The sequence below is a fragment of the Aquabacterium sp. J223 genome, assembly GCF_024666615.1.
Classification (GTDB): Bacteria; Pseudomonadota; Gammaproteobacteria; order Burkholderiales; family Burkholderiaceae_C; genus J223.
On sequence record NZ_CP088297.1, the window covers coordinates 1078160 to 1089489 of the forward strand.

Sequence of the window (11330 nt, forward strand, 5' to 3'; positions counted from 1 at the left end):
TGGTGGTCAGTCGATCGAGATCTTGGCCGCCTCGACGACACGTTTCCATTTGGCCGCCTCGCTGGCCATCAGCTCGCTCAGCTGGGCCGGCGTGCCGGCCAGCGGCACCACGCCGAGCGACGCCAGCTTGGCCTTGCCTTCGGCCGAGGCGGTGTACTTGTTGATCTCCTGGTTCAAGGCGGTGACGATCGACCGCGGCACGCCGGCCGGACCCACCAGCGCGTTCCACACGGTGGCTTCCAGGTTCACGCCCTGCTCGAGCGCCGTCGGGACGTTGGGCAGCCCCGGGAAGCGGGCCTTGGAGGTGACGGCCAGCGCCTTCAGCTTTTGGCCCTGGATGTTGGCCAGCAGCGAGGTCACCGGCGCCGACACCCCTTCGACCGAGCCCGTCATGGCGTCGGTCATCGCCGGGGCGTCGCCCTTGTACGGCACCGACGACAGCCGCGCGGCGCTGTTCAACCGCAGCGACTCGGTGGCCAGGTGGCCGATGGTGCCCTTGCCGGGGTTGGCCACCGTCAACGCATTGGGCGCCGACTTGCTCTGCGCGATGAACTCACCCAGCGTCGAGGCCTTCACCGACGGGTTGACCGCGAGCACCAGCGGGATCTCGCCGACCAGCGCGATGGGCGTCAGGTCCTTCTCCGGGTCGAAGGGCATCGGGTTGTACAGCGACTTGTTGTTCGCCAGCGGCCCCGACGTGGCCATTGCCAGGGTGTAGCCGTCCGGCGGCGACTTGGCCACGTGGTCGACGCCGATGTTGCCGCCGGCCCCGACCCGGTTCTCCACGATGAACTGCTGCCCGAACCGGGTGCTCAGGTGCTGGGCGATCTGTCGCGCCACGAGGTCGGAGCTGCCGCCGGGCGCGAAGATCGCGATGATGCGCACCGGCTTGTTGGGCCAGTCGCCCTGCGCCGTGGCGGCGCCGGTCAGCGACAGCAGCAGGCCCGCGGCGCAGGCGAGGCGGCGGGCAAGGGTCGTCAGGTCCATCGAGGTCTCCCGGTCTTGTGCCGGCAGTCTCGTGAGAAGCGCAGGCGCCAACAACACGTGGATTCCGACTTTCCGCTGCATGGAACGCCGCGCGCGCCGGGTCTTTCCAGTGCGTGGAACTTGCGAACAAGCGGCTTCCTTCACCGCGGCCCCTGCCGCATCCTTGCCGGCTTGCAGGCCACACGCTCGACGATGGACACCGCCCCCCGCTACTTCGAGGACTTCCAGGTCGGTGAGCACTGGGAGAGCGCGCCGGTGCAGGTCACCGCCGACGAGATCGTCGCCTTCGGTCGCAGCTTCGACCCGCAGCCGATGCACGTCGACGAAGCCGCCGCGGCACGGGGCCCCTTCAAGGGCCTCATCGCCAGCGGCTGGCATGTCGCGGCCATCGCCATGCGCGAGTTCGTGCGCGCCGGCGGGCATGGGTCGACCCCCGCGGTCGGCCTCGGCGTCGACGAGCTCAAGTGGCAGGCGCCGGTGCGCGCCGACGACCGGCTCGTGGTGCGCCGGGAGGTGGTCGAACTGCGCCGCTCGGCGTCGCAACCGGGCCAGGGCATCGTGCGCACGCGGGTGACCGTGCGCAACCAGGCCGGGGTGGTGGTGATGTCGCTGCTCAGCGCCGGGCGCGTGGCCGCGCGCGGGACGGGGTCGGCGGCATGACGGTCGTCGTCGAACGAGCGGACGACCTGGCCGCCCACGTCGGCACGGAGCTCGGCGCCAGCGACTGGGTGACCATCGACCAGGCCAAGATCGACGCCTTTGCCGACCTCACCGGCGACGACCACTGGATCCACGTCGACGCGGAACGCGCCCGCCGCGACAGGCCCGATGGCAGGACCATCGCGCACGGCTTCTACCTGCTGGCGCTGATCCCGTTCCTGCAGCGGCGCATCTACACCATCCGCCAGCGCGGCGTGGGGCTGAACTACGGCTGCGAGCGGGTGCGCTTCACCTCGCCGGTGCCGGTCGGTTCGCGCGTGCGCCTGCGCCAGACGGTGAAGGCCTGCACCCGGCTGGAAGGCGCCACCCGCCTCACCTTCACCTCGACCATGGACGTCGAGGGCCAGTCGCGGCCGGCGCTGGTCGCCGACACCATCCTGCAGATCCACGACCGCTAGCCGCATGACCGTTTCCGAGTTTCCAAGCGAAGGCGAGGGCGTGGCGTTCACGCCCTTCGCCGAGATCATTGCCGGGCACGCCGACCGCCGGCCGGACGCGGTGGCCTTCCAGGTCGACGAGCGCACCCTGACCTGGCACGCGCTGCACCGGCGGGCCGGGCGCGTCGCGAACGCGCTGCGCCGGGCGCGGGTGAAGCCGGGCGACCGCGTGGCCCTGCTCGGCTCGGCGTCGCTGGCCTATGTCGAGTGCTTCTTCGGCACCGTCGCGGCACGCGCCTGCGTGGTGCCGCTGCCCGTGTCGGCCAGCGTGCCGACGCTGGAGGCGCTGCTGGACGACTGCGGGGCCAAGGTGCTGTTCGTCGACCTCGACGCCGATGGCGCCTTCGCCGACATGGCCGCCCGCCGCGCCGCGCGCGGGCTGCGCGTCATCCCGTTCGGGATCGACGACGGCGGCGACTACACCGAATGGCGGGATGCCGCCGGCACGGGCGACGGTGCGCTCGATCCGGCGCGCGACGACGACCCCTTCAACATCATCTACAGCTCGGGCACCACCGGGCTGCCCAAGGGCATCGTCCACCTGCACGGCATGCGCCAGCGCCAGGCGTCGCGCCGGGGCTTCTTCTCCACCGAGGCGCGCACGCTGCTGTCCACGCCCATGTACTCCAACACGACCATCATGCCGCTGCTCGGCACGGTGGCCCATGGCGGCGCCTGCCTGCTCATGCGGCGGTTCGACGCCGGCCGCTACCTGGCCCTGGCGGCCCGCCACCGGGCGACGCACACCATGCTCGTGCCGGTGCAGTACGCGCGCATCCTGGCGCACCCGGACGCCGACACCGGCGGCCTGGCGTCGCTGCAGGTCAGCCAGTGCACCGGCGCGCCGCTGGACCTGGCGCTGAAGCGCCAGATCCTGGCGCAATGGCCCGGCCGGTTCATCGAGGTCTACGGCCTGACCGAAGGCGGGGTGTCCTGTTTCCTCGACGCCCACGCGCACCCCGACAAGCTCGACACCGTCGGGCGGCCCGGACACGGCTCCGAGGTGTTCCTCATCGACGCGTCGGGACGGCGCCTGCCGCCCGACGCGATCGGCGTCGCGGGCGAGGTGGTCGGCCGTTCGCCCTTCATGATGGCCGGCTACCACCGCCGGCCCGAAGCGACCGCCGAGATCCGCTGGCTCGACGAGCAGGGCCGGGTGCACCACCGCAGCGGCGACATCGGCCGCTTCGACGCCGACGGCTTCCTCACGCTGCTCGACCGCATCAAGGACGTGATCATCTCCGGTGGGCACAACATCTATGCCGCCGACCTGGAGGCGGTGCTCGCGCGCCACGAGGACGTGCTGGACGCGGCGGTGATCGGCGTGCCGAGCGAACGCTGGGGCGAGACGCCGCTGGCGCTCGTCACCCTGCGCCCCGGCGCCTCGGTGACGCCAGAGGCGCTGCGCGACTGGGTCAACGCCCAGGTCGGCAAGACGCAGCGCCTGTCGGCGGTGGAGTGGCGCGACGCACTGCCGCGGTCGGCGCTGGGCAAGCTGTCGAAGAAGGCACTGCGCGCGCCCTACTGGGCTTCTTCCACTTCCCACCCCATGCCCTCATGAGCCCCTCCGATCCCAAGCCGGTCTGCATCGTCACCGGCGCCTCGTCGGGCATCGGCGCGGCGACGGCGCTGCTCTTCGCCCAGCGCGGCCACCAGGTGGCGATCAACTACGCGCGGCAGGCCGACGCGGCCGAGCGGGTGGCCGACCAGTGCCGCGCGGCCGGGGCCGACGTGCTGGTGGTGCAGGCCGACGTGGCCGACGACGCCCAGTGCCGGGCCCTGGCCGAGGCGGCCGGGCAGCGCTGGGGCCGCGTCGACGCGCTGGTCAACAGCGCCGGCATCACCACCAAGTTCGCCGACCTGAAGGACCTGCAGGCGCTGACGGCCGAGGACTTCGAGGCCATCTACCGGGTCAACGTCATCGGCATGTTCCAGATGTGCCGCGCGGTGGCGCCGTGGATGAAGGCGGCGCCCGCCCCCGGCATCGTCAACATCTCGTCGATGGGGGGCGCATGGGCACCGGCTCGTCGATGGCCTATGCGGCGTCGAAGGGCGCGGCCAACACGCTGACCCTGTCGCTGGCGCGCGCGCTGGCCCCGGCCATCCGGGTCAACGCCATCCTGCCCGGCATGGTCGACGGCCAGTGGCTGCGCAAGGGGCTGGGCGAGGCGGTGTTCGAGCAGCGGCGCCAGCGCTACCAGGCGAGGGCGCTGCTCGGCCAGGTGGCGGTGCCGGAGGACGTGGCACGGGTGGCGCACTGGCTGGCCTGCGAGGCGACCAAGCAGACCGGCCAGCTCATCGACCTGGAGTCGGGCTTCCTGCTCGGCAACTGAGCCGGCCGGCCGCGCGCTACAGCTGCACCTGCGCGGCGCCCAGGCCCGGGAACTCGACCGCCACCCGGTCGCCGCGCCGCACCGGCAGCATCCCGCACCAGCTGCCGGTGCTGACCACCGTGCCGGCCTCGACCACCGCCCCCTGCCGGGTGGCGTGGCGCAGCCAGTCGACGAGCACCCAGGCCGGGTCGCCGATGCCCAGGCTGCCGGTGAAGGACTGCCCCTCGCCATCGCCGATGCGCACGCGGCAGGCCTGGGAGGCCCAGTCGCGCGGCGCGAACGGCACGATCTCGCCGACCACCAGCGCGGCGTGCATCAGCAGGTCGGCCAGCTTCAGCAGCGGCGGCGCGCCGCGGCCACCGGCCCAGCGCGACCCCAGCACCTCGATGGACACGCACAGGCCGTCGACCAGCGCCGGCGCCGTGTCCGGTCCGAGCGAGCGCGCTTCGTCAGGACCCACCGCGCGGCCGATCCGCAGCGCCACCTCCGCCTCGACCCAGCCGGGCTCGGGCGACAGGTCCCGCAGGTCGGCGCCGGCGGTGTGCACACCGGCCGACGGCAGCGGGGCATGGCGCGACGGCTCTCCCGTCGACGCGGCGCCGGACTTCCAGTGCCGGGCGACGGCGGCCGGGTCCAGCGCGGCGAACAGGCGCTCCTGCACCGCGTAGGCCTGTTCCAGCGTCGTGACGTGCGGCTGCCAGGCGGTGTCGTCGACCCGCGGGCCGCCGTCGCGGGCATGGCGCAGCGCCGCCACGAGGGCATCGGTGTCGAGGGGTGCCATGGCGGCGGCAGTCTAGGGGTCGGCGCGTGCCGTGGCGCCACGCTTTTGCGGCTTTCCGTGCCGCGGAACGCCCGCCTCAGGCGGCCTGCAGTTCCTTCAGCCGGTCGCCCACCTGCCGCGCGACGTCGGTCAGCTCGCCGAAGTAGCGCTCGACCGCCTGCTCGGGCTTCAGCGTGGAGGAGAAGAACGTCAGGCCGAGCGACGCGGCGACGCCGTGGGCGTCGAAGATCGGCACCGCCAGCGTGTTGGTCGAGGGCACCACCTGCGCATCGCGCAGCGCGTAGCCCGACGCCCGCACGCGCTCGAGGACCGGCGCCAGCGCCTCCGGGTGCTTGGCCGCCTCGTCCTCCGGCGAGGGCGACTGCAGCACCGACTGCAGCAGCGCCTCCTGCTGCTCGGGCGAGCAGAAGGCGAGGTAGGCGCGGCCGATGGCCCGGCTCACCAGGCTGAGCCGGAAGTTGATCGTCGAGTGGCGCATCGACAGCGGCGACAGCGGGATGGTGCTGTAGCGCACCACCATCGCGTGGTCGTCCAGCATGGCCAGCGCCAGCGGCCACTTCACGCGCAGCGTCATCGCGTCCATCAGCGCGGCGGCGGCCTCGACCACCATCGGCTCGCTGTGGTAGCCGGAGGACAGCGACCGCACGCCCTCGGTCAGCAGGTAGGCCCCGTGCTGCGGGGCATGGCGCACGATGCCGCGGGCCTCGAAGGTCTGCAGCAGGCGCACCAGCGTCGGCTTCGGGATGCGCGTCTGCAGGTGCAGCACGTCCAGCGTCGAGACCGCCTGCCGGTTCAGCGCCTGCAGCAGGTCGAGCGCCCGGACGACGGCGCGCACGGGGGTCGACGAGCTCATCGGCGCCGCTCCATCCGGGCCGCGCGCCCCTGTCCACATTCTGAACACTGCATGACGGGATTGTCCGCAGCCCGCCGCCGGCGTGGCTACTCGGGAATGCGCCCGACTTTCCACCCGATGGAAAGTGGCGAATCGGGTCTTGGCCGGGGGCGGTCCGCGCCGGAAGATGCGACGGACCGCACCGGCGATCGCCGGCGCCCGACCGACCCGACGATGAGCACCTCCCGACCCCTGCTGTTCGACGCCCACGCCCACCTGGTCGCCGACGACCAGGCGCGCTACCCGCGCAACCCGATGCAGCGCGCCGCCGACGCGCCGTACCGCCCGCCCGGCGTGATCGGTCGGCCCGGCGGCCACCATGGGCCCAACCCCATCAACGAGGTGCCCGACGCCTCCCGCATGCTGCGCTGGATGGCCGAGGAGAACGTCGACGGTGCCGTGGCGGTGCAGAAGCGCATGGTCTACCGCTACGACAACAGCTACATCCTCGACTCGTCGGACGCCCATCCGGACCTCTTCTGCGCGGTGGTCATCCTCGATGCCGAGGACCCGGCCACGCCGCAGACGGTGCAGCGCTGGATCCGCGACCACGGGCTGGCCGGGCTGCGGCTGTTCGGCGGCCGCAAGCCCGACGGCAGCATGCCGTGGCTCGACTCCCCCAGGCCCTGAAGAGCTGGGACGTGATCGACGAGGCCGGCCTGGTGATGGACCTGGAGGTGCTGGCCCAGGGCGGCGGCGGGCCGTCCATCCCGACGCTGCTGGCGCTGGCCGAGCGCTACCCCGACGCCCGCATCGTGCTCGACCACCTGCTCGAACCCGAACTGCACGACGGCGAGCACTTCGGCATGGACGAGCGCTGGGAGCGCCTGGCCGCCAGCGGGCGCTTCTTCCTGAAGTTCACCTCCATCAACCTCGACCACTGCCGCGAGGAGGGCTTCCCCGCCAACCGGGTGCTGCGGCGGGCGGTGGACCTGTTCGGTGCCGACCGTGTGATGTGGGGCTCGGACATCGGCACCTCCTCCGGCACCTACCAGGACATGGTGCAGCGCATGCTCGACGCCTCGGACCTGCTGTCGCCCGAGGAGCAGCGCGCGGTCTGGCACGACACCGGCCGCCGGGTGTTCGTCAAGGGCGGGCGCAAGGGGGGAGTACCAGGGCGAGCGCACGGCAGGTTTGCAGCGGGCCGGCACGTGACCCACCGCTACACCACGGTGCCGGCGGCCGGCATGGACACGGCCACGGCCTACCGCCTGATCTGCGGCGTGGTGGTGCCGCGGCCCGTGGCCTGGATCACCACCGTCGGCGCCGACGGGCGGGTCAACGCCGCGCCCTTCAGTTCCTACAACTACGTCGCGCACAGCCCGCCCATGGTGGCGGTGAACATCGGCACCCGCCTGGGCGAGCTGAAGGACACCGCCCGCAACATCCGCGAGACCGGCTGGTTCTGCGTCAACGTGGCCACCGAGGCGGTGATGGAGGTGATGCACCGCTGCGGCGCCGACTACCCGCCGGAGGTCGGCGAGCCCGAGGCGCTGGGCATCGAGCTGCTGCCCGGCAGCCTGACGCCGGTGCCGCGCATCGCCGCCTCGCCCATCCACCTCGAATGCCGGCTCGACCAGGCGGTGACGCTCGGCCGCGGCCTCAACACCCTCTACATCGGCGAGGTGCTGGCCTTCCACCTGTCGGACGCGGTGTACGACGGCCGCCATGTGGACAGCGTGAAGCTGCGCCCGATCGCGCGGCTGGGCGGGCCGTGGTACGCCGCGCTGGGCGAGACCTTCCACCGCCCCGCGCTGCAGCGCCCGCCGGGCGACCCTGCGGAGACCACGCCATGAACTACGCCCTGCCGGGCGACGGCGGCTTCCACGTCGGCACCTTCGTCAAGACCACCTCGCCGCACGTCGTCGAGATCCTCGGCGGCGCCGGCCTCGACTTCGCGGTGCTGGACGCGGAGCACGCGCCCTTCGACCGCGCGGCGCTCGACCTCGCCCTGCTCGCCGGCCGCGCGGTCGGCCTGCCGCTCTTCGTGCGGGTGGCCGAGCGCACCGCGGCCGGCCTGCTCGGCGTGCTGGACATGGGCGCGGCCGGCGTGCTGGTGCCGCACGTCGACACCGAGCAGGACGCCCGCGACGTGGTGGCGCACTGCCGCTACGTCGGCGGCGACCGCGGCTACTCCAGCTCGTCGCGGGCCGCCGGCTACGGCACGCTCGGCATGCCGCAGGCCATCGCCCATGGCGACCGCAGCGTGGTGGTCTGCCAGATCGAGAGCGTGGCGGCGGTGGAGAACGCCGCCCGCATCGCCGCCGTGCCCGGCGTCGCCGCGCTGTTCGTCGGCCGTGCCGACCTGGCGCTGTCGATGGGCCTGCACAACGCCCAGCACCCCAGCGTGCTGGCGGCGACGCAGGACGTGATCCGCGCCTCGCTGGCCGCGGGCACGCCGGTGGGCATGTTCGTCGGCGGCAACGCCGAGCGCGAGACCTACCGCGCCCTGGGCGTCAGTTGGTTCGTCCAGGGGTCCGACCAGTCGCTGCTGCGCCAGGCGGCGCAGGCCATGGCCCGCCCACCTTCCACCGAGTCCGCATGAGCACTGCTGCACCGTTCCGCCCCGCCTCCGTCGCCCGCTGGCACGACCAGCCGCCGCAGGTCCACGCCGCCGGCGAACGCACCTGGGTCGCCCGCGGGGCCAACTTCGTCGTGACGGTCACCGACGCCGACGCCGGTGCCCGGCTGGTGCGGCGCGGCCAGCCGGACGAGTCGATGGTGCTGCTGGTCGATGCCACCGCCACCGTGCGCGCCGGCGCCCAGGCCGTGCGGGCCGAGGCCGAGTCGCTGACCATCGTGCCCCCGGGCGACAGCGAGGTGGTGGTGGAACGGGCGGGCCGCATCGTCCGCCTGTTCTCCAGCGCCGCGCAGGACCTGCTGGCGGCGGCCGGCAACGCCGCCGACTACGACCGTGCCACGCCCGACGTGGCGCCGCTGGTGCCCTGGCCCGCGCCGGCCGACGGCTGGCGGCTGCGCCACTACCCGCTGGCCCGCTTCACCCAGGCGGACAGCAACATGCGCATCTTCCGGTCGACCAACCTGATGCTCAACGTCATGACGCCGCGCATGGTCGCCCGCGACGTGCGCAAGCTGAGCCCGCATTCGCACGGGGACTTCGAGCAGGGGTCGCTGGCGCTGCAGGGCCGGTGGGTCCACCACATGCGCTACCCCTGGGTGCCCGACATGACGGCCTGGCGCGACGACGAGCACGTCGAGGTCGGCAGCCCGTCGCTGACCGTCATCCCGCCGACGGTGGTGCACACCAGCCGCAACCTGAACGACGGCGGCGCCTGGCTGCTCGACATCTTCGCGCCGCCGCGCATGGACTTCTCCAGCAAGCCCGGCAAGGTGGCCAACGAGCACGACTACCCGCTGCCCTCGGCCTGACGCGGCGTTCGCCGCCGTGCCTCAGGGCACCGCCACGGCCGCAGCGCGCGCCGTCGAATCGTCGGCGTCGAAGCGCAGGCCGGCCGGCCAGGGGCGCCAGGCGGTGCCGAGGCCCGGGTGGTTCGGGTCGCCGTCGCGGGCGAAGGCGGCCAGGCTGTCCATCATGCGCTGCGACAGCGCGAGCCGGCCGCGCTCGTTGGCCCGGGTGAAGGACACGTTGGCGTACAGCGACGGGCCGAAGTTGCCGAAGACGAACGGCAGGTCGAAGGTGTGCGCCGCACCGAAGATGGCGTCGAAGGGTGCGGGCAGCCGGTCCCAGTCGAAGCGGTAGTGCCAGACCTCGGCCTGCTGCGCACGCAGGGCGTTCAGCACGTCGTCGCGGATGGCGAGGAACCAGAGCCGGTTGAGCTCGGCGCTGCGCGCGTCGAAGCCGGTGACGGGCGTGTCCACCGGCCGCAGTGCCGCCGGAATCCACTGGTCGAGGGTGGTCGCCGGGGGCGCTTCCGGGTCGTAGCCCGCGGCCAGGCGGAAGACCTGGGCATCGTCCAGCAGCCGGCCGCTGACGCCGCCGAACTCGGGCCGCAGGGCGAGGAAGGCGGGGAACAGCTTGGTCTCGTCGCGGGTGTTGCCCGCCAGCACCGGCACCCGGACGTAGCGGCCGGCGCGCACCGCGGCGATGGGGTCGGTCGCGACCACCCAGCCGTCGGCCACCGGGTTGGTGGCCGCCATGCCGCGGGGCGCCAGGCGGGTCTGCACGACGGCCAGCAGGTCCTCGCTCGGCTTGCGGCGCAGGGAGGCCGCCGTCTGCTCAGGGGTCCGCGCGGCGGCCAGCCGCTCGGCCGCCGCGTCGTCCGCCGCGCTGCCGTCGGCCACCAGCGACTGCAGCAGCAGGGCCCGGCCCCGCGCCGCGGACACCGGCGGTGCCGGCACCGTCGCGATGGCGCCGGCGGGCAGCGTGCGGGCGGTGGAGATGCCGCCGCTCAACGCCACCAGCCGGTGGAACAGCGGCGTCGACCGCGCCACCAGCATCGGCGAGGTCAGCAGCGCGTAGACGTTGACCGCGCCGGCCGACTGCCCCATCAGCGTGACCCGCGCCGGGTCGCCGCCGAAGCGCGCGATGTTGGCCTGCACGAACTCCAGCGCCTTGACGATGTCGAGCAGCGCGAAGTTGCCGCTGTCGCCGGCGCGGTCGCCGGTGTGCAGCTCGGGCAGGTGGAGGAAGCCGAACAGGCCCAGGCGGTAGTTGACCGTGACCACGACGGCGTCGGCCCGGCGCGCCAGCGCGCTGCCGTCGTACACCGGGTCGGCGGTGTAGCCGGTGATGTTGCTGCCGCCGTGCACGAAGACGATCACCGGCCGCGGCGTGGGCGAAGGCGCCGACGGCTGCCAGATGTTGAGCGTCAGGCAGTCCTCGGCGCCGAGCGGCTGGCCGAGGGTGCTGCCGACGGTGGCGTCGTAGCGGTTGTGCAGCCCCGGCCCGTACAGCCGGCCGGTCTGCCGGCAGGCGGGCCCGAACTGCGTGGCCGCGCGCGCCTCGCGCCAGGGCTGCGGATCGCGCGGCGCCCGCCAGCGCAGCGCGCCCACCGGCGCCTCGGCGAAGGGCACGCCCTTCCAGCTGTAGGTGCCGTGCGTGGCCGAGGCGTCGGCGCCGGTCACCGGACCGAAGCTGGTCTCGCGCCAGGTGGCGGGCCGATCGCCGCCGCGGTGGGCGCACGAGGCCAGCAGCGCCAGGGCGAGCAGGGCGCCGGCCAGCGACCGCGCGCGGGTGGGATGACGCGTCATCGGCATCC

The 11330-nt window shown here is 73.4% G+C and carries 11 protein-coding genes and 1 pseudogene; 8 read left to right on the top strand and 4 right to left on the bottom strand.

What is annotated here, in order from left to right:
• Window positions 1-6: 6 nt before the first annotated feature.
• Window positions 7-987 (bottom strand): Bug family tripartite tricarboxylate transporter substrate binding protein, encoded by a 981-nt coding sequence (locus LRS07_RS05255; protein ID WP_260500932.1) that lies wholly within the window; start codon window positions 985-987, stop codon window positions 7-9.
• A 192-nt stretch (window positions 988-1179) separates the two neighbouring features.
• Here LRS07_RS05255 and LRS07_RS05260 point away from each other — a divergent pair, with 192 nt between their 5' ends.
• The 4 genes and pseudogenes from LRS07_RS05260 (at window position 1180) to LRS07_RS05275 (ending at window position 4477) form a co-directional block, all read left to right on the top strand.
• Window positions 1180-1647 carry a MaoC family dehydratase gene (locus LRS07_RS05260; protein ID WP_260500933.1) on the top strand — a complete coding sequence of 156 codons (468 nt, stop codon included), beginning with the start codon at window positions 1180-1182 and terminating at the stop codon, window positions 1645-1647.
• Window positions 1644-2105 (top strand): MaoC family dehydratase, encoded by a 462-nt coding sequence (locus LRS07_RS05265; RefSeq protein WP_260500934.1) that lies wholly within the window; start codon window positions 1644-1646, stop codon window positions 2103-2105. The genes LRS07_RS05260 and LRS07_RS05265 overlap by 4 nt, the downstream gene beginning before the upstream one ends.
• Before the next feature lie 4 nt (window positions 2106-2109).
• On the top strand, window positions 2110-3705 hold the full coding sequence (locus tag LRS07_RS05270; RefSeq protein ID WP_260500935.1) for a class I adenylate-forming enzyme family protein: 1596 nt from the start codon (window positions 2110-2112) through the stop codon (window positions 3703-3705).
• Window positions 3702-4477 (top strand): annotated as a pseudogene (locus LRS07_RS05275) (SDR family NAD(P)-dependent oxidoreductase). Before LRS07_RS05270 ends, LRS07_RS05275 begins: the two are co-directional and overlap by 4 nt.
• 16 nt (window positions 4478-4493) lie before the next feature.
• Here the strand turns inward: LRS07_RS05275 and LRS07_RS05280 are convergent.
• Window positions 4494-5258 (bottom strand): fumarylacetoacetate hydrolase family protein, encoded by a 765-nt coding sequence (locus tag LRS07_RS05280; protein ID WP_260500936.1) that lies wholly within the window; start codon window positions 5256-5258, stop codon window positions 4494-4496.
• A gap of 76 nt (window positions 5259-5334) precedes the next feature.
• Window positions 5335-6111 (bottom strand): DNA-binding transcriptional regulator, encoded by a 777-nt coding sequence (locus LRS07_RS05285; RefSeq protein ID WP_260500937.1) that lies wholly within the window; start codon window positions 6109-6111, stop codon window positions 5335-5337.
• Between the two features lie 213 nt (window positions 6112-6324).
• Between LRS07_RS05285 and LRS07_RS05290 the strand changes: the two genes are divergently transcribed.
• From LRS07_RS05290 to LRS07_RS05305, 4 genes are read left to right on the top strand one after another with little or no spacing between them, the layout of a single operon-like run.
• Entirely contained in the window at window positions 6325-6780 is a 456-nt protein-coding gene (locus LRS07_RS05290; RefSeq protein WP_260500938.1) for an amidohydrolase, read from the top strand.
• Window positions 6756-7946, top strand: a complete 1191-nt coding sequence (locus LRS07_RS05295; RefSeq protein ID WP_260500939.1) for a flavin reductase — start codon at window positions 6756-6758, stop codon at window positions 7944-7946. The genes LRS07_RS05290 and LRS07_RS05295 overlap by 25 nt, the downstream gene beginning before the upstream one ends.
• A complete protein-coding gene (locus LRS07_RS05300; RefSeq protein ID WP_260500940.1) occupies window positions 7943-8695 on the top strand; it encodes an HpcH/HpaI aldolase family protein in 753 nt (250 codons plus the stop codon). Before LRS07_RS05295 ends, LRS07_RS05300 begins: the two co-directional genes overlap by 4 nt.
• Window positions 8692-9540: a cupin domain-containing protein gene (locus LRS07_RS05305; protein ID WP_260500941.1), complete on the top strand. Its 849-nt coding sequence runs from the start codon at window positions 8692-8694 to the stop codon at window positions 9538-9540. The genes LRS07_RS05300 and LRS07_RS05305 overlap by 4 nt, the downstream gene beginning before the upstream one ends.
• Window positions 9541-9561: 21 nt before the next feature.
• On the opposite strand, the gene LRS07_RS05310 is transcribed toward LRS07_RS05305, so the two are convergent.
• Window positions 9562-11322 (bottom strand): carboxylesterase/lipase family protein, encoded by a 1761-nt coding sequence (locus LRS07_RS05310; RefSeq protein ID WP_260500942.1) that lies wholly within the window; start codon window positions 11320-11322, stop codon window positions 9562-9564.
• Between the last annotated feature and the right edge of the window lie 8 nt (window positions 11323-11330).